Consider the following 25047-nt stretch of genomic DNA (forward strand, 5'->3'; position numbering starts at 1 on the left):
TATGTATTCACGCCCAATAGACATTCACGATATCGATGAAGGCGTTGATCGAAAATTACTTAATCAACTCAAACAGCGATTTCTGGATTTAAACCAGGTACGCCACCAGCGCACCTGTGCTGCGCTACCTGAACGCCAGCAACAATTTTTGCATTTGTTGCCGCTGTTATTCCATGTTAACCACCCGATGCTACCGGGTTATATTTCCCACAGCACTCCCGTCGGCGTTTACCAATACATACCCAACAATGAAGAGTTGCGGCTAGCTAAAATTGTAGCGCGCAGCTTTCAATTCAACCGTGACCTCAACGAAAAACACGCGGCAATCGATGCGCTGTTTATTATGGGCAGCGTGGGCACTATTGCGCAGAGTGATTCCAGCGATCTGGATGTATGGGTGTGCCACAGCATTCCCGAGGAAAATCTGCTGTTACCAGAGCTGGAACGAAAATGCCATCTGATTACCCAATGGGCAGCGCAACACATTCATTTGGAAGTGCATTTCTTTTTAATGCGCAGCGATGAATTTTCAGCCCAGCGGGTGCAGTCATTCAGCAGTGAGGCGAGTGGCTCAGCACAACATTATTTATTGCTGGATGAATTTTACCGCACCGCTTTATGGCTAGCCGGAAAAATCCCGCTCTGGTGGTTTATTCCCGCATCGCGCGAAGATGACTATGCCAATTACCGCGAGCAATTATTAAGCAAGCGCTTTTTAAAAAGCGACGATGTAATTGACTTTGGTGGTTTACCCGAAATTCCTGCCAATGAATTTATTGGTGCCGGTATCTGGCAGCTGTATAAAGCTATTGAATCGCCTTACAAATCCGTATTGAAATTATTATTACTGGAGGTGTATGCCAGTGCCGAAATGCCGGATTCAACTGCCGAAGAAAATAATACCGCTCCCAACAATTACAATGAGCCGCTTGCTGGCACCATTTTCGCCAACAGTGAACCCCTCGCGCTCAGTTTAAAGCGCGCAATTTATGCGCAAACACCGGATGCTGATGCGCTCGATCCTTACATAATGGTATATCGCCGTATTGAACAATATTTGCAAAAGCACAATCAATTGCAGCGCCTGGATTTGGTCAGACGTTGCTTGTATTTCAAAGTCAATAAATCTTTATCGCGCACTAACCGTCAATCGCATAAATCCTGGCAGCGAACATTATTGGAGCAACTGGTAAAAGAGTGGCAGTGGTCTTCGCACCAGCTCCATATGCTCGACAATCGCGCCTATTGGAAAGCGCCCCACGTCATTACTGAACGTGCGCTATTGGTCAATGAGCTCAACCAGAGCTATCGCCTATTGAGTGAATTAAGCAGGACTCAGCATAAAAACGCGGCTATCAGCAGCGATGAACTTACGGTGCTCGGGCGTAAATTGCATGCGGCTTTTGAACGCAAAGCGGGAAAAATTGAATGGATCAACCCCGGCATCTCGCGTGATTTAAGTGAAGATGCACTGTGTTTTATTCGCGAGCAAAATGATCTCGGCGATAGCTGGCAGGTACTGCGCGGCAGTCAACATGATTTAGCCTTGCGCAATATTGAAGTTGAACCGATCAAGCGCGCACGTGGATTACTGGAATTATTACTCTGGTGTCACGCCAATGAAATTATGGAAAGCCACACCAAAATCGATGTGGTCGGAAAACAATTTATACTCACTGCCAACCAAAAGCAACAACTCGTCCAATCCTTGCAGCAATGGCTACCCGTGCCACTGACCATTGAGCACCAGCAATTTACTCGCCCCGCAAGTATCGAACGTATCTTGATTATCGTTAATACTGGCGTTGAACCTCAAGCAGACCTACACAAAAAAGGTATGCAGATGTTGAGTAGCCAGCGCGATGCTTTAGGTTACAGTGGCTTGCGCGAAAACCTGATAATCAATGCCGATGTAATACAAATTAATTCCTGGGGTGAATTGATTTGTCGCCATTACCCTAACGACGCGCTGATTAATTGCCTGCTGCATTATTTTCGTCTGTTCGCTCCCGGCAAACACGTTAGCCTGCCGGAATTAAGTGTGCGTTGCTTTAGCAGTGGGCAAGGTGCAAACATTACCCAGCGATTAACTGAATTATGGCGTGACCTGATCAGCTGCTATTACTCGGGCACACACCCGCGCACTAGCCGTTATATTTTGGAAATGGGTGATGAGTATTTGCTCTTGCAATTTTTCCAACAGCAGTTACAGATCCAGCGATTTAAAAGTTACCAAAAGCTGCTCGATAAACTTGCACAAGCACAAACTGATTTCAGCCCTATCGTTATTGATCGCTATGGTTTGCGCGATAAATCCTTGCGCATTATTGGTGAGTACGTAAAGCAACGCGGGATTTATCTATTTTATCAACTTGATGAAGGTCAGGCATTTATTACCATTGTCGATGAAAAAGGCTCGGTCTTTAGCACTCGTGCGCAATATCACAACCAACAGACACTATTGCGTCCGCTGGTAAACTTTATCACTGCGGCCTTGCAACGCCAATTGTTGGATGGTGATTACCAAGCCACATTGCCTGACGCAAAAGATATTGTCATTTATGAAATAACAGGTAATATCAAACAACAGCAGGGCATCGCCCAACGTCGGCAATTACACAGTGATTTAAGCCAACTGCATTTTATTAATATTAAGGCTATCGCCGAAATGGATAGCGAGCAGGAATTACGCTTTACCATTTTCTGCAACGAGCAAGAATTTTCGGCACTTGCTTACGGTGATGAATTATTCAAGGAAGTAGCAAGTTACATTGTCCGGCGTCGCCAGCACGCTGAACGTTACCCGTGCTACATCACTGATCTTGATCTCTCGCTGTGCCACGAAACGCTGGCACAGCAGACCGGTGTACAACTTGGCCACTACTTACAACTTAAATCCGAACTGGAAAACAAACTTAACGCCGCGCTCGCTGCCTTGTAAACTGGCAATTCCTACCTCAACATAACCTGTATGTTGGATTATTAATTTTTGTTTAGTCCCACACTATCCTTTTATAACTCATGCATAATCTCACCGCCCTCTCTACGGGCAATATAATTATCAACTAAAACATATCCGAGGTATCCAATAATGAAAAAAATCCTGACGTTAATGGCAATAGCGACACTGGTACTGAGCCAATGGGCAATGGCAGATACCCGTCTGGCCGGAACCTGGGAGCTGGAATACGCTATTTACAAAAACCAAAAAGGCGAAATGGTCGGTGAGATCAAAGACAAAAGTACGCTATCACGTAAAATCCTTTCGGAAAAACATTTTGCGTTTATTACGTGGGATAAAGCGGGAAAATTTACCGTAGCAGCATCCGGCACTTATACTTTTAAGGGCGAGGATTATAAAGAAACCATTGATGCCACTTCTGAAGCGCGCCTGATGGGAAAAACCTATCACTTTAATGGCGTGGTGAAGAAAGACCTGTGGATTCACAAGGGTATGGAAGATGGGACATTAATCGAAGAACACTGGCGCCGCGTACAATAAGGAGCTTCTAGTGCCTGTCGATACCATATCGGCAGGCAATTGGATTTTTTGCAATGGCAACTAAAACTGGTCAACCAACTTAAAATCCGCGCGCGCCATTTCTTTTCCATTTACCTGAATTGCCAATTGATGTGTGCCTGCATAGTAACGACGAGTGGTAATGGGTTTAAACGAATAGCTCTTTTCAATCACTACCGATTCATTCGCAGCCAGCATAATATTTTTTAATTTAAACACCTTGGGTGCCAACTTGCCATTGGCTTTCATAAAATAAACAACGTAATCTACTACCAAACTCTGCGTCTGGTCGCCAGCCGTAATCACACACGAAAAACTAATAGCATCACCCATGGCGATGCGCTTCTTATCCAGCTTGATTTCACTTGCCGCAACATCCGGCGCAGCCGCATATCCCAGCAATGGAAATACTCGTACATCGCCGGCTTTAATCAGGCTGCGCAGCGCATATTTTACAATCCAGTCCGAATGTTGGTGTGCATCTCCCAACCAATTGCTACACAACTTAATCATCCAGTCAGCATTATCTTTACTGATATCGTTAAGGTTATTTGCCACAGAGCGACGTACATATAGGCTCTCATCCACTTTTAATTTCTCTAAAATCGCGGCAAGTGGTTCAGGATTTTTAATAAATTGCGGCAAGCGCATCCCCCACGGCAGCCGCGGGCGCGAACCTTCAGAGGCAAGCCTGCGCACATGTTCGGAGTCGTGTTGACACCACTCCAATAATTTTGCGTAGGTGATATCAGTATGCTGTTGGATAAAAGGGCGCACCGCAAATTCAGCGCTGAATAATGGCGTTAATTTTTCCAGCGTTTGCAGCGCTTCTTCAGGATGCTGCAAACCATGGGCAGCGATGTAATCAATTAACGGCCAGGCGGCAAAACCGGCTTTATTATCCACCGCACTGCCCCTATCCCACACCTCGGGAAGATCCTGCAAATACTTGCTGAGTTTTTTAAAAGGCAAATCGTAGTGGCGATGCAATACCGCAATCAGATGATGCACGCGCGCCTTTAATTCAAGCTCATCAAGTCCGCGCTCAGCATCTTTCTGAAACGCCCGCGCATTAAAACCCGGCACCACCAGCGCAATACTACTGCCAATACGCTTGATCGCTTTTGGCCCCAAACCATCTTTCATTAACGGACTTTTATCGGTATCACTCACTGGGTAATTCTCCGCAATAAAACCCCATTATAAAAAAAGCCGCTGACACGTTATGTCAGCAGCTTTTTTGACGTTATCGCAATAAAACCTAACTCAACGCCAACTGAATATTAAAACAAGTACCGTGTTGTTCATCCGAGGTAACGGCCATTTGACCGTGGTGATGTTCGGTGATAATAAAATAGGAATACGACAAGCGCTGCTCTACCGGGCAGGTGGATTCGTGATTGGTGATGGCGAAGAAAGGTTGGAAAATATCTAACTGTTCAGTCGCGCTTAAACATTTTCCGTTGTGTTCTATTTTAATCCAGAGCGAATCGTAGAACTCGCCAATTTCAATATTGATCCAGGGCTTATTGTTGTCATCCCAGGTTTTGGAATTGAGTGCGTAGAAAGAATTCCGCATCAAGCGAATAAATACTTGCTCAAGTTCGGTAGGGAAACAGGGAATTTGTGGCAGGGGCGATGCGTAGTTGCGGCGGATATTAATATGTTTAAACGCGAGGCTATCAGCATCGGTAAACAGATCGGTGGCAAGCGTAATACTGCGATCCATAATCGGCGGCACATCGGCGAGTTGTTTGGTATCGCGATGACTACTGGCGAGATCCAACAAGTTTTGCGCGATCGCGGTTGCCTGATGGGCACTGAGACGCACGGTTTCCACTTCTTGCAATAAAAAGTCTCTTACATCGCCCAACTCAAGCTCTGCCGCTTCAATTTCTTGTCGTGCACGAGTCACTCGCGACAAAATGGTTTGCATTGGCAAGCTGATATCGTACGCCATGGCCGATGCCAATTCACCCATCGCCGACACTTTATCGCGCTCGGCCAATTTATTTTCCGCATTGACCTGTTTGGTCACATCAGAAATCAAAATAACAATGCCTGTGTCTTTGTGAGTAGTAAGCGGATAGAGCGTGATATCAAAACTGTATTGACCGCGCTGCGCGTGTTTGAGGGTAAGCGTTTCGCCCGCAACCAATACCGCTTTCACCTGCTCCCGGGTGAGTGTGATAGCGGAATATGCCTCCCACAAATTTTTGCCGATAACATCTTTCAATGGACGGCCGGTAATTTCTTCGGCTTTATGGTTCCACTGGGTGATGTTTAATTGCTGGTCCAAACCGATAAGCATCACCGGCATGGAATTCACGATGCTGGCGATATAGGCTTCACGCTCTTGTAATTGCCCGGTTGTTTCCTGCAATACGGCGGTGCGGTGTGCAACCCGATCTTCAAGTGTGGCTTTTATTTCCGTCAGGGCGCGATTGGAGCGCATGGAGCGCAAATGGGCTCGGATCAAAAAAACCAGCACGACCAACAAGGTCAGGATCAACACGCTGGCGCTGGTGTTGGCTACGTATTGCCACTTGGTACTGCCATCCTCTTCACGGAATACGGCGAGTATATCGGCGAAAGCACTCATGCTCAGGGTGGCGAGTGCGATTAGGGCCAAGGGTTTCTTCATGGATGGGGTCTCGGGAATGATGAGGGTGCGGAGCGGGAAAGCCCGACCGCCCATTAGCGCTAGCGGTGAATTCTACAAGATGCGCCCGCGCTGCAATAGCATCTTGTTAGGCTGCCCAGCCCTATTGAGCCCTTTGCCAAACACGGCAAGCGGTGACAGCCGGATCAGCAGCAGGGATTTTCGACCACAAAACCGGCAAATTGCCCCAAAGATAAACACAATGAAATGGCCAATCGCGGGAGGGAACAGATCAATCGGAAGGAACAGCAATGGGGAAGAGCAATCAGTAAAAGCCCAATCACTGGGCTTTTACTGCGGCAGACGTTGGTCTTCGCATCCTTATCGTTAGCAATAATTTCTCTCTGGCACTCGTTTATTCGATCTTATTCGACAAGGCAAAATTCCTTGCGCCGGACTCTGTGAAACTATCACTCTTGCATCATGCTGATCGTTATTGTTGTGGTGGCTTTTGCGCGGGCACGCTATCCGCCCTGGCTCGTCATCACTATCCTGGCAAACTGCAAAAACCGTGAAACAGATCCACACCCAAATTGTATTGCGCAGGAAGCTGTTTCAGGCGCGCACGCCTTTTGTTAAAAACGGATGCGGCATTATTGGACGTTATTGTTATGCATCAGAGATCAACGAATACTATTTTCCGGCTTAATGTCGATGCAGAAGTGAATGCGGTTCACAGCTCGCCAGTTTAGAAACAGTATCAAACGGATTAAAAAGCAGAGCACGGCGCCAAAGCAGGAAAAAATAATCGGATTTTTTTACAGTTTTCTTATCGCAGGCGATAGGAATCAATATTTGATTGATAACCTTGCAACAGAAAGGTTATTGGCAGGTTTGCAATTTTTTAGTGCGCAGAAGGGAAATGCAAACTCACTCGCAAAAGTGCAAATGAGTTTGCACAAAGCAGGACACTAACAGGCAATCGCACGCGCGATTTTCCGGGTCGGATAAGTGGAAGAACTGCTGGTATAGCGGTAGCCTTTAGGGGTCTGCAACACAATATGTTTGTTGTACATCCAGACTTCGCTAATTTTTTCCCCATCCAAACGGAATAACGCGGTTGCGGTAAATTCCAATTCGCCACCGGAGGCAGGTAAGCCCATAAATTCTTCGTGGTGTTTTCCTTGAATGCGAAAGCGAACCAGCACTTGCGAATCAGCGGCAAGCAGTTGCTCAATAGTAAAAACGTGCGATTCAAATACATCGGCCAGGTAATTAAAAAACCCCTGGTATTCATCGCAGTTGCCGGGATTAAATTCAGGAAAGCCCCAACACTTAACCTGTGGTGCAACAAAACTGTCCAAATCTTTATGCTGGGTGATATGCGCAGCGTGCAAAAATTCTTTTACCAAACGCTCGTTGTTCCGATGTGTACACATATAAACTCCTTCCCTTGTGGGGATTTTTTAATCTTCAGCCTGCTTGGGGTAAAGCAAGCTTTATTGTGAAACCTTCCCGCAGGGTAAGATCAAGCACCGGCGAATTATGTCAGCAGCATCGAATAAAATTGTCACAATGTGTAATTGGCGACGCTAATCCAACGGTTATTAATACGGGTTTTTCGTTGGACGCACAATAATGTCACTGACATTGTCACTGCTACGCGATATTGCGCTCATCCAATGCGCTCGCTGACCCGGTATAAGTGACGCAGTTATCAACCTCAACCTTGCGTCGCCCCATTTATCCCTTTCCTGTGATATTTCTGCACTAAGGCGCCACAAACGGCACCTTAATTGCAGAAAACACATCCATCAATTGGCTCAGCCTCGTAATTGAATATCCGCTAGATCCAGCATTCACCGGCTACACTCAGGGCGAGGTCAAAATTGACCATGATAAACTGAGGCGCGCAGCCCTTAAGATCATGGAGATCGCTGAATGATAATAAAATCCTCTATTCAGGTAATACCAGGGGACAAACTACAAACAATGGCGAAAGTCGTTGCGATAAGCAGCGCAAACGCGCCGTTTAATGAAAGCCATTCAAACTTTTTTTGTAAAAAACACACTTTTGACGACATAAAAGGTTATACCTACCGACATGGCGCGCAGCTTGAAAATGTGCGCCACGCCCGATACCAACAATTGATGGCGGGAGTTCCAGGTGAATAGTCTCTATATTGCCCTGGCGGCGTTATTTGGCGTGATCGTTGTCATCGCTGCCGCCGTGCACATCAATCGCGTCAACCTGAAATTGCGCAACATGGTGCGGCTGATGCGCCGGGCCGACGTGTGGCAGCGCGGCCACAATCGAGTCTTGGCACAAATCGCCGCCGATGATCCGCTTGAAGAGGTATTACTCGAAATTATTGTCGGCGTGGAGCATATCCGGCCGGAAATGATCTGCAGCATTTCGCTGGTGGATCGCCACACCAATCGCCTCAAAGTCGCCGCCGCACCAAACTTGCCGGCTTTATACAAAGATGCCATTGATGGTTTGCCTGCTGATCAGGCAATTGGTTCCTGCGGCTCCGCAGTGGTAACCGGAAACCGGATTGTGGTTAGCGACATCCAGAAAGATCCCTCCTGGATCGGATTAAAAGAGTTGGCCGCCAAAGCCGGTCTCGCCTCCTGCTGGTCTGAACCCATCGTCAATCGGCATGGACAGGTGCTGGGCACATTCGGGATTTATCAAAGACAAGTTTCCGAACCTACGGTTGATGATATACGACTGATCGAAGAATCTGCCTACCTCGCGGAGATCGCGATTGAGCGCAAACTCTCATTGGAAGCATTGCGCGCGAGCGAAGAGCGTCATCGGTTATTGGCCGATAACGCGCAAGATGTTATCTGGACTATGGATCTCAATGGCCGCTTTACCTATGTCAGTCCGTCGGTAGAAAAATTGCGCGGTTTCACTGCCGCTGAAGCCATGGAACAAACACTGGAGCAAACGCTCACGCCGGAATCAGTGGCGAAAGTACAGGAAGCCGTTGGCAGGACACTCGCTGCCGTTAAAGCTAACGAACCCTTTCCGGATTTTGCGGCAGAATTGGAACATATTTGCAAAGATGGCTCGATCGTGTGCGCCGAAACCAGAACCTCGGGCATTTATGACGCTGAAGGTAAATTTATCGGTATCGTTGGTGTGAGCCGCGACGTAACCGAGCGCAAAAAAAGCGAAGAAAAAATTCGCTACATGGCGCAACACGACAGCCTCACCGGATTACCCAACCGCGCATTATTTGCCGACCGTTTGCAGCAGGCATTGAGTTACTGCAAACGCCACCAGCGCGTACTTGCGGTAATGTTGCTCGACCTTGATAAATTCAAACCGGTTAACGACCGCTACGGCCATGCGCTGGGCGATGAATTATTAAAACAGGTCGCGCAACGGTTGCTCGCCTGTGTGCGCACCTCTGACACAGTAGCGCGTATCGGTGGCGATGAGTTTGTTATTCTCTTGCATCAAATGGATGATATCCATCACGCTAAAATTGTGAGCGAAAAAATCCAGTACGCGCTCTCGCAAATATTTTTAATCGAAGAGTATCCGATCCAAATTGGCTGCAGTATTGGGACTGCATTTTATCCGCAAGACGGCGCCGATCCGCTGGAGCTAACCAAAATCGCCGACCAGAAGATGTATCGGCATAAACAACAAAGCACCGACACAGTTCGCTAATCAATCCCTTCACAACAACTCTCTCAAAAACAACTCCATAAAAAAGGGCAACCGGCGGGTTGCCCATTAAACCGACTCATGAAGCAGTCGAAGAAGAAGGGTAAAGCATGCACAGCTGACACACGATGCCTGCCACAGGAATGCCTGCCACAGGATTGCCTGCCACAGAAATAACTTAAAAAATTTACGCCTGCACTTGCACCAAACCATCATCAATACGCACCGGATAAACCGTGACCATATATTCGGGTTTTTCCAGGCATTCACCTGTGCGCAGATTGTAGTGCTCTTTATACAACGGCGATGCAACCACCACTTCATCACCTATCGAGCCGATAATGCCACGGGACAATACATTGGCCGCTCCGACGGGATCGTAATTCGATACCGCAAATACTTCGTTTAACCGACGCGAACGGAAGATAGCCACTTGCTTGCTATTCACCAATGCACACACACCGGTGTCGGGTAACAAATCATCGATTTCACACACACTGATCCAGGGTTTTTCGCTCATGATATTTTCTCGCTAAAAATAGAGTTTTACCCCTTTCTAACCTCTTCCGGCTGTTGCCGAGAATTATCCATCCCCCCTTTAACGGGGCGCGTAGCCGGGAGGATTAGGGCGGGGTTATTTAATTAATCGACCAACTCAACAAACTGAATACTTTTATTATTGCGCTCTAACGCCGTTGCCGGGCGAATTTGTTCGCGCTCGATCACATAAGCAAGGTTGTCATCGGTTGCATTGGTGTTGATGAAATGTTTGAAGCGTTTTTGTAATTCATCGCTTTCAACTGTCGTTTTCCATTCACATTGGTATTGGCTGATGTTGTAAGCCATTTGCTCTTCCAGCTCCGCGCAAATCGATAACTTATCGTCGATCACCACTTTTCTCAGGTAATCCAGGCCGCCTTCCATATTTTCCATCCACACCGAGGTGCGTTGTAAACGATCACCGGTACGAATGTAGAACATCATTACGCGGTCGATATATTTAATTAAGGTAACGTCATCCAGGCCGGTGGCAAATAAATCGGCGTGACGCGGACGCATACCACCATTGCCACACACATATAAACTCCAACCGGTTTCAGTAGCAATTACGCCAAAATCTTTGGATTGCGCCTCTGCACATTCACGCGTGCAACCCGACACACCAAATTTAATTTTGTGCGGCGCACGCACACCTTTGTAGCGATTTTCCAGCGTAATCGCCATACCGACAGAATCCAATACACCGTAACGACACCAGGTACTGCCCACGCAGGATTTCACAGTGCGCAATGATTTACCGTAGGCGTGACCGGTTTCGAACCCGGCATCAACCAACACTTTCCAGATTGCAGGCAGTTGATGCAATTGCGCCCCAAATAAATCGATCCGCTGGCCGCCGGTGATTTTGGTGTAGAGATTGTATTGTTTGGCAACCTGGCCCAACACAATTAATTTATCCGGTGTAATTTCACCACCTGCAACACGCGGCACTATCGAGTAAGTGCCATCTTTTTGCATATTACCGAGAAAAATATCATTGGTGTCTTGCAGGCCGATGTGTGTTTTGTCCAACACAAATTCATTCCAAAAACTGGCGAGAATTGACCCCACCGCCGGCTTACAAATTTCACAACCCAACCCACCATTGCCATGGCTATCCAACAAATCATCAAATGTTTTTATCTTTTTAATGCGAATGATATCAGCCAATTCCTGCCGGGAATGGGGGAAGTGTTCGCACATATGGTTGCTGACTTCTACACCCAGTTTTTTCAACTCGGAGTCCATTACTTGTTTGGTTAATGCCGTACAACCACCACAGCCGGTTGAGGCTTTGGTGATGGCTTTAATGTCGCCCATAGTACGCGCGCCATTTTGTACCGAGCAGCAAATGGCACCTTTGCTGACATCGTAACAAGAGCAAATCATTGCAGTTTCCGGCAGCGCATCTACACCGATTGCCATGCTGCCACCATCAACATTGGGCAGAATCAGGCAATTCGGATCATCGGGCAAATCCATGCCATTCACACACATTTGCTGCAATGTACCGTAGGCTTCAACATCACCCACCAACACCGCACCCAACAATTTTTTATTGTCCGCCGATACAATCATGCGCTTGTAAACTTCATCCACATCGTTGCTGTAGGTATAACTCAATGAACCGGGTGTAGTGCCATGTGCATCCCCGATAGAGGCCACATCGACACCGAGCAATTTTAATTTGGTGCTCATATCAGCACCCATAAATTGGTCATTGCCACCCGTAATATGGGATACCGCCACTTTTGCCATTTGATAACCGGGCGCGACCAAACCGTAAATGCGATTGTTCCAGAGCGCACACTCACCAATGGCATAAACATCTTTCATATTAGTCTGGCAATTGTTATCAACCGCAATACCGCCGCGCTCGCCTAATTGAATACCGCATTTGCGCGCGAGCTCATCCTGCGGGCGAATACCGGCAGAAAACAAAATCATATCGGTTTCAAGATAACTGCCATCTGCAAAATTCATGCGGTAACGCGCATCGGTACCGGCAACGATTTCATTCGTCGCTTTTTGCGTATGGACTTTTACGCCTATACCTTCAATCTTGCGGCGCAATAATTTTCCGCCGCCTTCATCCAATTGCACTGCCATCAACCGCGGCGCAAATTCCACCACATGGGTTTCAAGGCCTGCAGCTTTTAAGGCAGCTGCAGCCTCCAATCCAAGCAGACCACCACCGATAACCACGCCAATTTTACTTTGGGTAGCCGAGTGGGTAATTGCCTCCAGATCTTCAATAGTGCGATACACAAGGCAGTGCTCGCCATTATTGCCGGGAATAGGAGGAACAAACGGAAATGAACCTGTTGCAAGAATTAATTTATCGTAAGCTTCGCGGCGACCGGATGCGGTAATCACTTCTTTATTATCAAAATCCAGATCAATCACTTTATCTTTCAAAATAAATTCGACGGATTTTTCGTTATAATAATCGGCTGTCGTTAATGCCAGATCCTCGGCAGTTGCTCCGGAAAAATATTTGGAGAGCTGCACGCGGTCATAGGCAAGACGCGGCTCTTCCGAAAAGGTAATTATTTGATATTGCTCAGCATCGGCATGATTCACCAGATTGTCGATAAATTTGTGCCCTACCATGCCGTTTCCGACTACAACAATACGCTTCTTCATAACTGCCTCACGGTCGTAAAATTTTTTGTATTAACTCATTTTTGATGAAGCACAATTACTTATGCCAACAAATATTCTGCTTCGCTCGCATGTAGCTGCACCTGCATTTGCAGTTTTTCTTTCATGCGCACTACCTCACCTACAATAATTAATGCGGGTGATTGCACTTGTTCACGAACCACGGCCCCAGAAAATTCTTGCAGAGTGGAAATAATGTCGCGCTGGTTTTTACGGCAGCCGTTTTCGATAATCGCCACCGGCGTATTTGCAGCCAAACCACCGGCTAATAATTTTGCGGCGATTTCATCGGCACGAGTCAGGCCCATATAAAACACCAGGGTATGATTCAGTTGCGCCAGCGCATTCCAATTCACATCCAGACTTTTTTCAGCGTGGCCGGTAACAAAAGTGCAGCCCTGTGATAAACCACGATGAGTCAAAGGGATATCGGCATAAGTGCTGCAACCGGACGCCGAGGTAATACCCGGAATCACTTCTGCCTCAATACCGGCAGTGCGCAGCTCCAATAATTCTTCGCTGCCGCGGCCAAAAACAAATGGATCGCCACCTTTAATGCGGCACACAGTCAGACCCAAGTGCGCTTGCTTGACCAATAATTGATTGAGATCGTCCTGCGCAATGCTGTGCTGGTTTTTCGCTTTACCAACGTAATGTGCAGGAACATTTTTGGGAAAGAGTGCGCGTATATCAGCGCTGACAAGGTAATCGTAAAAAATAATATCGGCGCTATTGATTGCACGTAGCGCTTTTACGGTTAACAACTCTGCATCGCCAGGACCTGCGCCGACCAACCAAACTTTACCCACACATGATTTTTTTGCGCGCTCATTGGTATCACCACGCTGCTTTAGCATGGCGGAAGGAAGGGCTTCGACGTTGGTTTTGAAGAAATTGTTCATGGCATCACCCGCGATTTATTTACAAAGGGGTAACTGCAATCGCAATGCCATATCGATTTTTTTAATCGAAAAAATATTTTTCTTTATATTTCATAAACTTAAAATAACCGCTTGCATCAATCTTGCTGTCAGGCAATTTATCGCAATAAGATCAAACAGGAATTTATGAATTCTAATGGTGCAAATGCGCACCAATTGGCAGCAAAAATGATTTTGATAATCTTGCCAAAATGCACCAATTAAAAACAAAATAATGGTGCATTGAGCACCATAAAAATACATTTATGCTAATTTTTGCCGATCTTTAAGTAATTAACCGAACAATGATATCGGCAGCATCAGCTAAAAGTATTCAGCATCCCGCCAATAGAGGTATAAAATCCAGGAAATCACCATTTTGGATCAGCACTTCAAGCCAGCTTCGCCCATCCCCGCTCAATTCTCTGTTAAGAATGGCCGCAAGCTTGCTAAGGATAGAGGACGAGAGAAACTCGAAACACCTTGAGCCACCAGCGCAGCATCGCTAGAGTGGCTGCCCCACTCAGGAACATCTTTCTACTATATGTTGATCGATAGCTTTGGCCGAACCATCAATTACGTGCGCCTGTCAGTCACTGACCGCTGTGACTTGCGTTGCATTTATTGTATGACGGAAGATATGGCTTTCCTGCCGCGCGCCGAGGTACTTAGCATTGAAGAACTGGCGACCCTGGGCGAAACCTTTGTCGGTTTGGGTATTACCAAGCTACGCATTACCGGCGGAGAGCCATTGATAAGGCGCAACATCATCGACTTATTGGAACGCCTGGGGCAGTTGTCCGGACTAAAAGAGCTTTGTCTCACCACCAATGGCACCCACCTATCCCGGTACGCGCGGGCGATTAAAGATGCAGGCGTAGAGCGCATTAATATCAGCCTCGACAGCCTCAATCCCGCGCGCTTCCGCCAACTCACCCGCGTCGGCGATATCAACCAGGTGTTGCAAGGTATCAAAGCCGCACAGGCGGCCGGTTTTAAACACATCAAATTAAACTGTGTCGCACTCAAACACTACAATGCCGATGAAGTCCCGGCATTGGTGCGATTTGCGTTGGATGAAGGATTGGATATCAGTTTTATAGAAGAAATGCCGCTGGGGCGCATTGATGAACACGGACGCGCGGCAGAGTTTGTTAGCAGCGATGAATTGCACAGCCGCATTCACAAGCAATATCCGCTACTGCCGATGATCAATAGCGCTAAAAGCGAAATCAACGCCGGTCCTGCCCGTTATTGGCGAGCAAGCGGGTACGATTCACGCATCGGTTTTATTTCGCCCCATTCCAATAATTTTTGCAGCAGCTGTAACCGCGTCCGCGTCACCGCGACCGGCCGTTTACTATTATGCTTAGGACATGAGAACAGCGTGGATTTGCGTGAGGCATTGCGTACAAGCGAAAATCCCCAGGCAGAAGTACGCACACGCATTATCGAAGCCATGCAATACAAACCGGAAAAACATACTTTTGATTTAAATGATGAACCGCAAATTGTACGGTTTATGAATATGACGGGCGGTTAATCCCACTAATAATCCCTCCCCTGCCCCTCCCCGGCTTCACGCCCCGCTTAATAAGGAGTAGTAGCTTCCCCCCTGACAGGCAGGGCGCGTAGCTGGGAGAGGACTAACACAGGAATAAATAACAATGTCATCCCAAAAAGAATTTGAACCCTTGAATATTTGCGTGCTTACCGTCTCTGACACACGCAAACCGGATACCGATACTTCCGGCCAAAAACTGCAGGATTTATTAATCGCCGCAGGCCACAAATTGCATGACCGCAATCTGGTAATCGATGATATTTACCAAATTCGCGCCGTGCTTTCCAATTGGATTATCGATAAGCAAGCGCAAGTGGTGTTAATCACCGGCGGCACCGGTTTTGCCGGACGCGATTCAACCGTTGAAGCAGTCACACCTTTATTTGATAAAACTGTTGTCGGTTTTGGTGAGCTGTTTCGCCAAGTGTCTTACGATGAAATCGGCACATCGACTATTCAATCGCGCGCAACTGCCGGCTTTTCCAATCGCACCCTGATTTTTTGTTTGCCCGGTTCAACCGGCGCTTGCACAACAGCATGGGAAAAAATTATCAAAGAACAATTGGATAGTCGCCATAGCCCCTGTAACTTTGTTGGCCAACTCAGCATCAAATAAATCCCTATGACTGACACTAGTGAGAAAAAATTAACCGGTGCGCGAATTAAAATCCAGGCACGCTTGATGTTGGATGATGAGATTGCGTTTGGCCCGGGCAAAGCCGATTTGTTAGCCTCGATTGAAGCGACGGGCTCGATCTCGGCCGCTGGTAAACATTTGGGGATGAGTTATCGTCGTGCATGGCTATTGGTTGATGCCATGAACCGCTGTTTTAATCAACCTTTAGTTGAAACGGCAACCGGGGGAACCCATGGTGGGGGAACGCGCCTGACACCACTGGGTATCGATGTGTTGGCACGCTACCAACAATTACAACATGATATCTGCGCATTGGGTGAAAAACATTTTCCGGAATTTAAACCGCTGCTGCGCAAAAAGCCAGTTCCACCGAATTAATAAAAATTTATTCGGCAGACTGCAACTTTCCATCCTGCACACGAAAATAATGCGCAGTCAAAAACTCCAGCTCACTCAGCGCGTGTGTAACGTATAGCATCGGAATTTTGCACTCATCATAGATACGCAAGAAGAACGGCAATATTTGCTGTTTCAAGCGTTCATCCAATGCTGACAGCGGCTCATCCAACAATAATAATTCCGGCGAATATAACACCGCACGCCCGAGCGCGACGCGCTGTTTTTCTCCACCCGATAAACTGCCGGGGCGACGTTCAAGTAAATGGCCAATCTCCAGTAAATCAATAATGGCATCCACATGAAAGCGCCGCTGCATCGCATTGATATTATTGTAGCCATACAGCAAATTTTTACGCACCGATAAATGCGGCAACAATTGTCCATCCTGAAAGACTAAACCTATATGACGTTTGTGCGGCGGCAGCACTACTTTTTTACTGCTGTCAAACATTAATTGGCCATTCAGTTTTATCGAACCTTGCTGCGGCTTTAATAATCCGGCGATCAACGCCAGCAAAGTACTCTTGCCGCTGCCCGATGCACCTAGCACGCCAGTGATTGGCGCATCAAAAATTTGCTTGGCCGACAATGAAAATTCCGCACGCCTGAATTCGAAATCCAACTCAAGCACGGCGAACTCCCAGCCATTTTTCAGCGCGACGAGTAAGCAGATTATTCAAGAAGAGCGAGAAGAACGCGAGTGCGAGACAAATACCTATCAAACGCATTGCCATAGCATCGCCATCGATTTGATGTGTTGCAGAATATATCGCTAACGGCAAGGTGCGGGTTTCACCCGCGATATTGCCGACAAAGGTAATAGTCGCGCCGAATTCGCCGAGCGAACGACTGAACACCATAATGCAGCCAATTAAAATGCCCGGCAACATTAATGGCAAGGTCACGCTATACCATACTTTAAACGGACTTGAACCAAGAGTGCTCGCCGCCGATTCAAGACGACGATCAATCATTTGCACCGACAATTTTGCCGCTTGCACCATCAACGGAAAGGCAATAATCGCCGCAGCCAGAACTGCGCCCTTCCAATTAAAAGCCAATTCAATACCGAAATTTTCTTTCAACCATTGCCCCGCAACACCCTGCGAACCAAATACTACCAGTAATAAATAACCCGGCACCGTGGGTGGCAATACCATCGGCATAAATAAAACGGCTTCCAATGCCGGCTTGGCAAAGAACTCTTTGCGCGCGAGCAGCCAACCAAAAAAAACGCCAGGAATTGCACACACAAGCGTTGCACAAATGCCCACCTGCGCAGACAACAAGAGCACTTGCCATTCAGATTCAGTCAGAATCATGAGATTTCAAACGCTACATATTTATTGTGCAAGCCTGAATCCATAACGAACAAAAACATCGGCGGCCACAGGCGATTGCAAAAACTGCCAAAATGCCCGCGCTTCTGCGGTCGCACTTTTGGTCAAGCCGCCGGGATACACGATGGGTAAATGACTTTCTGCCGGAAATGTAGCAACTACGCTCACTTTTTTACTCATTTGGGCATCGGTTTTGTACACTATCCCTAATGCACATTCACCGCGCTCTACAAATGCCAACGCAGTGCGCACATCTTCTGTGCCTACAAGCCGCGGCTGAATCCCTGACCACCAACCATAATGAGTCAATGCCTGCCTGGCATATTTACCCACCGGAACAGATGCGGTATCACCGGTGCATAATTTGCCGCTGAAACTGGCAAGCAGATCCACATCGGGTGCAATAGTAATAGATGGAGCACGGCCGAGCGGAGCAATTAATACCAATTCGTTGAGCAATAAATCCACACGGGTATTTTTATTTAATAAATTGCGCTGCGCCAGATAATCAGCCCAATCTTTATCGGCGGAAATAAAAATATCTGCCGGAGCGCCGTTCTCAATCTGTTTGGCTAATGTGGACGAACCTGCGAAAGACGTTTTGATCACCACATTAGTATGGGCTTTTTCGTAAGCTCGACTGAGTTCGGTCATTACATCGGTAAGACTGGCCGCCGCCGATACACGCACATCCCCCGCCTGCGCGCTGCCGGTAATTAATACTTGCAGCAATAGCAACATACAGCCAAATGCGGTCCGTGTTTTAAAAACTATGTTCATAGCAATCCCGCCTGGATAGATAAATCGATGCCCGATGTATACGGCTATATATAATGAAACAAACCATGCTTTGGTGCAACCGACGCAAATTATTGCACCAGCACTATGCACAAGCACGATTGCCTGCTGCAATTTGGTGATTCCTTATTTTATTTCTCTGGTAAAACGCGAATCTTTTGTGGGTTTTGGTCTGTAAAACCACAAGATGCAGTTCGTTTATTAAGAAATACAAAGGTAAATGCTCATGGCAAGCTAATTGCACCTCTCCAAAGCCATGCCTTATCAAGGTGTTTTGATGTACTTGTGAGCACGTCTCCATGAATCATTCTTTACTGTTACAAACAGCGGTGCCTTCACTATTGGCCGCCATGGATGCGTTAACTCTCGAACCGGATTTTCAAATTTTCTTCAAGAAGGCTGCAGCAGCCGTGCGCAATTTATTGGGCGCCGACGGCACCGCATTGATTTTGCTTGATGAAGAAACCCAAACTTTTGAGTACAAATTATTCGAAGGCGAACAACAGCATTTGCTCAACGCATTTAAAGGCTTTCGCTTTTCGGCGGCGACAGGAATTTCCGGGCGCGTACTCAACAGCAAAACCAGTATTTTTACACGCAACTACCCTATCGCCCCCGATGCCATGCCGCAATTGGTCGATGCCGGGTTGCAATCCAATCTGGTGATCCCGCTTATTTCTTCCGATAAAGTATTTGGTGTGCTCGCCTCCTCCTGGTTTACGCATACACAATCGGTTGCCGATATCTCTCCGCAATTACTCACACTGGCAGAGCGCATTGCGAGTCAAATTGCGGTTGCTTGCCATCGTGAGAAATTGGAAACGCAACTGCGTGCACTTGCCACTATTGATCCACTGACAAAATTACTGAACCGCCGGGGCATTTTGAATTGTCTCGACGACAGCCTGGAAAAGCTGCATCGCTACAATCGCAACTTTGCGTTATTTTTTATTGATATCGATGGCCTTAAATCCGCCAATGATCACTGGGGCCATGAAACCGGGGATATTTTATTGCGCGATGTCGCCCAACGATTATCCGATGTGGTGCGCAAGGGCGATCAAATCGGTCGGTTGGGCGGCGACGAATTTTTAATTGTTGCCGAGTGTGATGAATCCCATATCGATATTCTCGCCAACCGATTTTTGCAGGCACTGCGTGTGCCCTACGGTATCGGCCGCAAGCGCGGACGTTTAAGTGGCAGCATCGGCGTTGTACTGGCACCGCAAGACGGCGTCGATGAAATTAATTTGTTGCGCAAAGCTGACGCGGCTATGTATATCGCCAAAAGCCAGGGCGGCGACAAATTCCAGCGTGCTTCGGTTAGAACTGAACAGCTGCAAGACCGGTTAATTTCGGTAGTCGATGTCGAAGGCGCATTGGATCGCAATGAGTTGCAACTGTGGTACCAACCTATTTGCCAGCTGCATGATTTATCGGTGGTGGGATTTGAAGCATTGTTGCGCTGGTGTAAACCCGATGGCGAGGTGGTCAGCGCTGGCCCCATCATCCAGGCATTTGAAACTGCACGCGGCGATCTGGAGTTTCGCTTGGGGAATTGGGTATTGCACGAAGCTGCGCGACAGATGCAACTGTGGAATAAAAATTCGCTCACACCCGATATCCATATCAATATCTCACCGCGCCACTTTTTACATCCATCATTTCTGTTGGAATTGCAAAATCTCTGCGAACAGCAGCAGGGATTTGGCGAATCATTAATTATCGAAATTACTGAAACCGCGATGCTGGAAGACCTTGAGCGTGCCAAACGCATTATGTTGCGTTGCCGCGATTTGGGTGCGCGCATGGCGGTAGATGATTTTGGTACTGGCTACGCATCGCTGACGTATATCAAACGTCTGCCGCTGGATATTATTAAAATTGACCGCTCATTTGTCGCTGACTTACCGGGCAATAAAGTGGATTGGGATATCACCAAAGGAATTGTATCTATTGCCCATGCACTGGGTTTGGCAGTCGTCGCAGAAGGCGCAGAGGAATTTGAACAGATTGGCAGCTTGCGTGAATTGGGATGCGACCAGGTGCAGGGATATTTTATCCATCGCCCAATGCCATTTACCGATGCTGATCACTGGCTGCAACATCAACAGCGGCGCACGCCCTCACGCGCTAATAAACAATCCACAGCAATCAATAATTTTTCGACGCGAACAGACAGCACAAAAAAAATAAAGGCCGCCGCCAATGAAGAACTGATGCATGATTTTGCTCAATCCCAATTGGCCGCAGCCCTTTTTTTGCCGACAGAATGTTTACCACAAGAATTTTTTGATCCACGCTTTACGCTCTTCCCAAAAGGTCACAGTCGCTCCGCGTGAATTCGGGTTAATAATGTACCGGCAAGCGTTTGAGCATAGCTTGACGCGCATTAATTAATTCTTTGTAGGTCTGGATCATGGTGAAATTTACTTGCGCGCCATTTAATTTCAACTCGGCGAGCTGGCGCTCATAGTCGGAAATTTCGCGTAAAAGTTTATCGCGCAATAAATCCGAACGACTGGTGTTGAAATCGGCTTTTAGGTTTTTACTTTCTCTTCTCATCAATAACACTCCCTAAGAATAGAACCTGCAAAATTTTCCAGCATGGTCAGCCAATAATACGCTTGGCGATTAATTCTGGCCTCTCAACTGAAGACTAGCCCAGATGACCAACGAATGACCACCCTGAACTTAGACTATTTTCTTATCGGAAGTATGAAATTTTGGTTATAAAACCGACAGGATTGCCGTCTCATTCATTCAGTGCAGCGGGGTTAATCTATTTCAGCAATGCATCAGCGAATAAGAGTTTATCCCACGCAAAATTTTTGTCGCCCAATGCATAAAAGTGTGGATTAAGGATATCGTCGCTGGCGTTGTACACCAGCGATTGCAATTCGGGTGTAGCGCATACCACACGTCCACCGGCTGCTTCGAGTACTGCCTGTGCAGCGGCAGTATCCCACTCCGAGGTAGGTGCAAGGCGCGGGTAAAAATCAGCACGCCCTTCTGCGATCACACAAAACTTGAGTGAACTACCGGTATTGGTGGTCTCGATAGATCCCGGCCAATTGCGCGTGACTGCCGCCATCAAATCAACCGTGGCTTGCGTGCCGTGGCGATGGCTGAGCAGCACAGTAAAAGCTTGTCGACGCGCACTGCGCTCAGTCAGGTTGCGCACCGCGATCGGCTGGCGATTCGTGCCCTGCGTATATTTGAAGGCGCCGATGCTGCTTTGTTCGCGCGCATCCAACACGCCGAGGTAAGTAACATCGCTCGCTGGTACATGGACAACACCTATTAATGGCTGCCCACGCTGCACCAACGCAATATTCACCGTGAACTCGCCATTGCCCGCGATAAATTCTTTGGTGCCGTCGAGCGGATCAACTAACCAATAGTTTTCCCATAGATGACGATCGGCAAACTCGGGCAGCTCACCTTCTTCCGAAATAATCGGCAGCGGCAACAATCCCGGAAGACCGGCGCTAATCACCCGGTGAGCGGCAAGATCCGCAGCGGTAAGCGGCGAGTCATCGCTCTTGTGTTCAATGTGATAGGTGTCTCTATTGCTGTAAATCGCCATAATCGCCGCGCCCGCGCGCCGACTGAGATCGACCAATTGCTCAATGAGTTCAGGGCTGATGGGATGGGGATTAGTCATGCCTGGCCTCGCGATCCAGGGATAAATCCAGCACCGGCGCGGATGCCGTAAAATTGCCGGCCAGCCATTCACGCACCATAAACAAGGCCGCAATACTGCGCCCTTCGCACACATCGGCGCGGCTAATCAGTTGCATCAGGTCGGATAAGGGATAAGGCACAACTTCGATAGGTTCAGGCTCATCGCCAACCAGTCGCTCGGGGTAGAGAGCCCAGGCAACTACCACATTGATGCCATGCTCCATATAAGAAGGAGACAAGCTGATCTTTTTGAGGAACTGCAACTTACGGGCGCCATAGCCCACTTCCTCCTTTAATTCACGGTTGGCGGCGTCCAGCAGGGCTTCGCCTTGGTCGATTGCACCTTTAGGCAGGGCGAGGTGGTAATCCTCAATTCCGGCCCCATATTCACGCACCAAAAGCACCGTATTGTCGTCGAGCAAGGGTACAATGAGCACCGCCCCCGGCCCGCCGGAACAGAGCTTCTCGTAGGTGCGCTCTTCACCGTTGCTGAAACGCAGGTGGATTTCATCGGCACGGAACAGGCGGCTGCGCGCTACTGTCGCGCGCTTCAAAATACTGGGCTTGGTAGGCATAGGTCGTATAAATGCAGTTCGCAGAAAGTGGTAGAGACAATTTTATGATCAATTGGGACTTAATAGATACTGTCATGCTGGATATGGATGGTACCTTGTTGGATCTGCATTTCGATAATTATTTTTGGCTGGATCACCTGCCCCAGCGCTACGCGCAAATCCACAATGTCGATATCGCAGCCGCACATCAAAAATTGAGCAGTGATATCCGCCAGTACGAAGGTACGTTGCAATGGTACTGCCTGGAATTCTGGTCCAAGGCACTGGATGTCGATATATCGAGCCTGAAAGAAGAAGTAAAACACAAAATCCGGATTCGTCCCCATGCCGGCGAATTTTTGCAGCGTTTGCGCGCGCAGGGGAAAAAAGTGTTGCTGGTCACCAACGCGCACCCGCAAAGCTTGTCACTCAAAATGCAGATTACCCGGATCGATCAATGGCTGGATGTGATTGTGTCCTCACATGAATTTAAAGAACCGAAAGAATCGCAAAAATTCTGGCAGGAGCTGCAAGCACGCGAACAATTTGATCCGGCGCGCACCCTTTTTATTGATGATACGGTACGCATTCTAGATTCAGCCAAAACCTTTGGCATTAAATATTTATTGGGCATCCATCAACCTGACAGCCAAATAGAGCGGCGCATGGAACAATACCCGGCGATCCATAACTTTGATGAAATTATGCCATCGGCACATTAATGTATGAGTAAACAAAAAATTGAACTCGACGATGACGACGATAAAATCCGCATCGACAAATGGCTGTGGGCTGCACGTTTTTATAAAACCCGTATGCTCGCCAAGCAGGCCATCGACGGCGGAAAAATCCATTGCGATGGACAGCGCGTAAAACCAAGCAAAGAAGCAGTGATTGGTTTGGAACTGACGATCCGTCAGGATTGGGACGAAAAAACAGTCGTTATTAAAGCACTTTCAGCCCAACGCCGTGGCGCACCGGAAGCGGCCCTGTTGTACGAAGAAACGGAAGAGAGTAAAACCCTGCGCGAAAAGCGCAGTGCTGAGCGCAAAGCCGGGTTAGGTAATTACATTATCAGCGACCACCGTCCGAGCAAAAAAGAACGCCGCCATATCCATCGCTTCCAGCGGATTAATTTATTGGGCGATACAGATTAACAATAAATCTTTAGTGCACCACTAAAGATTTATTTAGCATGAATTATCAAGAGATCAAAAATGCCAAGCAAAGACTTACTGCACCGCTTTTTATTTGATGACTGCGATATTCGCGGCGAAATAGTTACCCTGAGTGATAGCTACCGCGAAGTCCTCAGCCACAATCCACAACAGCCAGCTATTCATCGCTTGCTGGGTGAGTTTCTTGCTGCGGTGGGATTGTTGTCCAGCACATTAAAATTCGATGGGAAAATTATTTTACAGGCACGCGGTGACGGTGCAATTTCAACCATCATGGCCGAATGTAATCATCACAATAACCTGCGCGGTATTGTGCGCTTGAATAACGAGGTTGAACTCAGTGAAGACCACGCTCTTAATGGCAATCTGCAACAATTACTTGGCAACGGTGTATTGGTAATTACCATTGAACCGCAACGCAGCGAAAACTTCAGCGGCACAATTGAACGTCACCAGGGCATAGTGCCGATGGATGCAGAAAATCTCGCCGGTTGCCTTGAGCATTACTTCGAACAATCAGAGCAGCTGGCCACTAAAATGTGGTTTGCAGCCGATCAAGATAGTGTTACCGGGTTTTTAATCCAGGCACTGCCACAACAATTAATTACCAATGAAGAAGATAACCGCGATAAATGGGAAACCATTACCACCTTGGCAGACACGGTAAAAAATGAAGAACTATTGGAGTTGGATCACCCCACGCTTCTCTATCGCCTGTTTAACGAACATCCATTGCGTTTGTTCGAACCAAAAACATTGCGCTTTGCCTGCAGCTGTTCGCGTGAACGCAGTGCAAGCGCGCTACTTTCGATTGGAAAGGAAGATGTTGAAGCATTATTGATTGAGCAGGGCAGCATCGATATTGATTGCCAGTTCTGCAACCAGCACTATTATTTTGCCGCCGATGAAGTGCGCAAGTTATTGGGCGGCAATGTATTGCATTAATGCTGTCATGCCAG

General features: G+C 47.6%; 22 protein-coding genes and 1 pseudogene. 11 read left to right on the top strand and 12 right to left on the bottom strand.

The genetic code is table 11. The features are described 5' to 3' along the window. The first annotated feature begins 1 nt into the window (after position 1). Together AC1RJL_RS14025 and AC1RJL_RS14030 are read left to right on the top strand one after the other, a co-directional pair. Positions 2-2941 (top strand): class I adenylate cyclase domain-containing protein, encoded by a 2940-nt coding sequence (locus AC1RJL_RS14025; protein WP_492915073.1) that lies wholly within the window; start codon positions 2-4, stop codon positions 2939-2941. 150 nt (positions 2942-3091) lie between these two features. After that, the gene (locus AC1RJL_RS14030; RefSeq protein ID WP_492915075.1) at positions 3092-3502 is read left to right on the top strand and encodes a hypothetical protein; all 411 of its coding nucleotides are present in this window, start codon (positions 3092-3094) and stop codon (positions 3500-3502) included. Between the two features lie 60 nt (positions 3503-3562). Here AC1RJL_RS14030 and AC1RJL_RS14035 read toward each other — a convergent pair whose 3' ends face one another. The 3 genes from AC1RJL_RS14035 to AC1RJL_RS14045 form a co-directional block, all read right to left on the bottom strand. Beyond that, positions 3563-4693 carry a DNA alkylation repair protein gene (locus tag AC1RJL_RS14035; protein WP_492915077.1) on the bottom strand — a complete coding sequence of 377 codons (1131 nt, stop codon included), beginning with the start codon at positions 4691-4693 and terminating at the stop codon, positions 3563-3565. Positions 4694-4781: 88 nt separating this feature from the next. Next, on the bottom strand, positions 4782-6164 hold the full coding sequence (locus AC1RJL_RS14040) for a PAS domain S-box protein (RefSeq protein ID WP_492915079.1): 1383 nt from the start codon (positions 6162-6164) through the stop codon (positions 4782-4784). A gap of 929 nt (positions 6165-7093) precedes the next feature. After that, a complete protein-coding gene (locus AC1RJL_RS14045) occupies positions 7094-7561 on the bottom strand; it encodes an ester cyclase (protein WP_492915081.1) in 468 nt (155 codons plus the stop codon). Positions 7562-8063: 502 nt separating this feature from the next. On the opposite strand from AC1RJL_RS14045, the gene AC1RJL_RS14050 reads away from it, so the two are divergent. Beyond that, a complete protein-coding gene (locus tag AC1RJL_RS14050) occupies positions 8064-8297 on the top strand; it encodes a hypothetical protein (RefSeq protein WP_492915083.1) in 234 nt (77 codons plus the stop codon). Beyond that, positions 8290-9810: a diguanylate cyclase domain-containing protein gene (locus AC1RJL_RS14055; RefSeq protein ID WP_492915085.1), complete on the top strand. Its 1521-nt coding sequence runs from the start codon at positions 8290-8292 to the stop codon at positions 9808-9810. The genes AC1RJL_RS14050 and AC1RJL_RS14055 overlap by 8 nt, the downstream gene beginning before the upstream one ends. Positions 9811-9994: 184 nt before the next feature. Here the strand turns inward: AC1RJL_RS14055 and nirD are convergent, their stop codons facing one another. The 3 genes from nirD to cobA form a co-directional block, all read right to left on the bottom strand. Then, a complete protein-coding gene (gene nirD / locus AC1RJL_RS14060; protein ID WP_492915087.1) occupies positions 9995-10327 on the bottom strand; it encodes a nitrite reductase small subunit NirD in 333 nt (110 codons plus the stop codon). A gap of 122 nt (positions 10328-10449) precedes the next feature. Then, positions 10450-12993 carry a nitrite reductase large subunit NirB gene (gene nirB, locus AC1RJL_RS14065; protein WP_492915089.1) on the bottom strand — a complete coding sequence of 848 codons (2544 nt, stop codon included), beginning with the start codon at positions 12991-12993 and terminating at the stop codon, positions 10450-10452. Between the two features lie 59 nt (positions 12994-13052). Next, on the bottom strand, positions 13053-13868 hold the full coding sequence (cobA, locus tag AC1RJL_RS14070) for a uroporphyrinogen-III C-methyltransferase (protein WP_492915709.1): 816 nt from the start codon (positions 13866-13868) through the stop codon (positions 13053-13055). A 607-nt stretch (positions 13869-14475) separates the two neighbouring features. On the opposite strand from cobA, the gene moaA reads away from it, so the two are divergent. The 3 genes from moaA to AC1RJL_RS14085 all read left to right on the top strand — a co-directional run bounded on the left by moaA (position 14476) and on the right by AC1RJL_RS14085 (position 16510). Beyond that, complete coding sequence (gene moaA, locus AC1RJL_RS14075) at positions 14476-15474, top strand: GTP 3',8-cyclase MoaA (protein ID WP_492915091.1); 999 nt, start codon at positions 14476-14478, stop codon at positions 15472-15474. 124 nt (positions 15475-15598) lie between these two features. Then, complete coding sequence (moaB, locus tag AC1RJL_RS14080) at positions 15599-16111, top strand: molybdenum cofactor biosynthesis protein B (protein ID WP_492915093.1); 513 nt, start codon at positions 15599-15601, stop codon at positions 16109-16111. A gap of 6 nt (positions 16112-16117) precedes the next feature. Then, on the top strand, positions 16118-16510 hold the full coding sequence (locus AC1RJL_RS14085) for a winged helix-turn-helix domain-containing protein (protein ID WP_492915095.1): 393 nt from the start codon (positions 16118-16120) through the stop codon (positions 16508-16510). A gap of 7 nt (positions 16511-16517) precedes the next feature. Here the strand turns inward: AC1RJL_RS14085 and AC1RJL_RS14090 are convergent. The 3 genes and pseudogenes from AC1RJL_RS14090 to modA all read right to left on the bottom strand — a co-directional run. Then, positions 16518-17087 (bottom strand): annotated as a pseudogene (locus AC1RJL_RS14090) (ATP-binding cassette domain-containing protein); the annotation flags it as partial. 67 nt (positions 17088-17154) lie between these two features. After that, positions 17155-17853 carry a molybdate ABC transporter permease subunit gene (gene modB, locus AC1RJL_RS14095; RefSeq protein WP_492915097.1) on the bottom strand — a complete coding sequence of 233 codons (699 nt, stop codon included), beginning with the start codon at positions 17851-17853 and terminating at the stop codon, positions 17155-17157. A 21-nt stretch (positions 17854-17874) separates the two neighbouring features. After that, on the bottom strand, positions 17875-18651 hold the full coding sequence (gene modA, locus AC1RJL_RS14100) for a molybdate ABC transporter substrate-binding protein (protein ID WP_492915099.1): 777 nt from the start codon (positions 18649-18651) through the stop codon (positions 17875-17877). Positions 18652-18968: 317 nt separating this feature from the next. Here modA and AC1RJL_RS14105 point away from each other — a divergent pair, with 317 nt between their 5' ends. Continuing rightward, on the top strand, positions 18969-21011 hold the full coding sequence (locus AC1RJL_RS14105) for a putative bifunctional diguanylate cyclase/phosphodiesterase (RefSeq protein ID WP_492915101.1): 2043 nt from the start codon (positions 18969-18971) through the stop codon (positions 21009-21011). A 7-nt stretch (positions 21012-21018) separates the two neighbouring features. Here the strand turns inward: AC1RJL_RS14105 and AC1RJL_RS14110 are convergent, their stop codons facing one another. The 3 genes from AC1RJL_RS14110 to nudE form a co-directional block, all read right to left on the bottom strand. After that, on the bottom strand, positions 21019-21234 hold the full coding sequence (locus AC1RJL_RS14110; RefSeq protein WP_435784805.1) for a hypothetical protein: 216 nt from the start codon (positions 21232-21234) through the stop codon (positions 21019-21021). A gap of 217 nt (positions 21235-21451) precedes the next feature. Next, the gene (gene cysQ, locus AC1RJL_RS14115; protein ID WP_492915103.1) at positions 21452-22336 is read right to left on the bottom strand and encodes a 3'(2'),5'-bisphosphate nucleotidase CysQ; all 885 of its coding nucleotides are present in this window, start codon (positions 22334-22336) and stop codon (positions 21452-21454) included. After that, positions 22329-22931, bottom strand: a complete 603-nt coding sequence (gene nudE, locus AC1RJL_RS14120; protein WP_492915105.1) for an ADP compounds hydrolase NudE — start codon at positions 22929-22931, stop codon at positions 22329-22331. The genes cysQ and nudE overlap by 8 nt, the downstream gene beginning before the upstream one ends. A 44-nt stretch (positions 22932-22975) precedes the next feature. Here nudE and yrfG point away from each other — a divergent pair, with 44 nt between their 5' ends. The 3 genes from yrfG to hslO are packed head-to-tail and all read left to right on the top strand — an operon-like array spanning position 22976 to position 25033. Next, positions 22976-23632: a GMP/IMP nucleotidase gene (yrfG, locus tag AC1RJL_RS14125; protein ID WP_492915107.1), complete on the top strand. Its 657-nt coding sequence runs from the start codon at positions 22976-22978 to the stop codon at positions 23630-23632. A 3-nt stretch (positions 23633-23635) separates the two neighbouring features. Next, positions 23636-24067 carry an RNA-binding S4 domain-containing protein gene (locus AC1RJL_RS14130; RefSeq protein ID WP_492915109.1) on the top strand — a complete coding sequence of 144 codons (432 nt, stop codon included), beginning with the start codon at positions 23636-23638 and terminating at the stop codon, positions 24065-24067. Positions 24068-24127: 60 nt separating this feature from the next. Continuing rightward, positions 24128-25033 carry an Hsp33 family molecular chaperone HslO gene (hslO, locus tag AC1RJL_RS14135; protein WP_492915111.1) on the top strand — a complete coding sequence of 302 codons (906 nt, stop codon included), beginning with the start codon at positions 24128-24130 and terminating at the stop codon, positions 25031-25033. The last annotated feature ends 14 nt before the right edge of the window (positions 25034-25047 follow it).

It is taken from the genome of Cellvibrio sp. GW822-FHT04B05 (assembly GCF_058800985.1).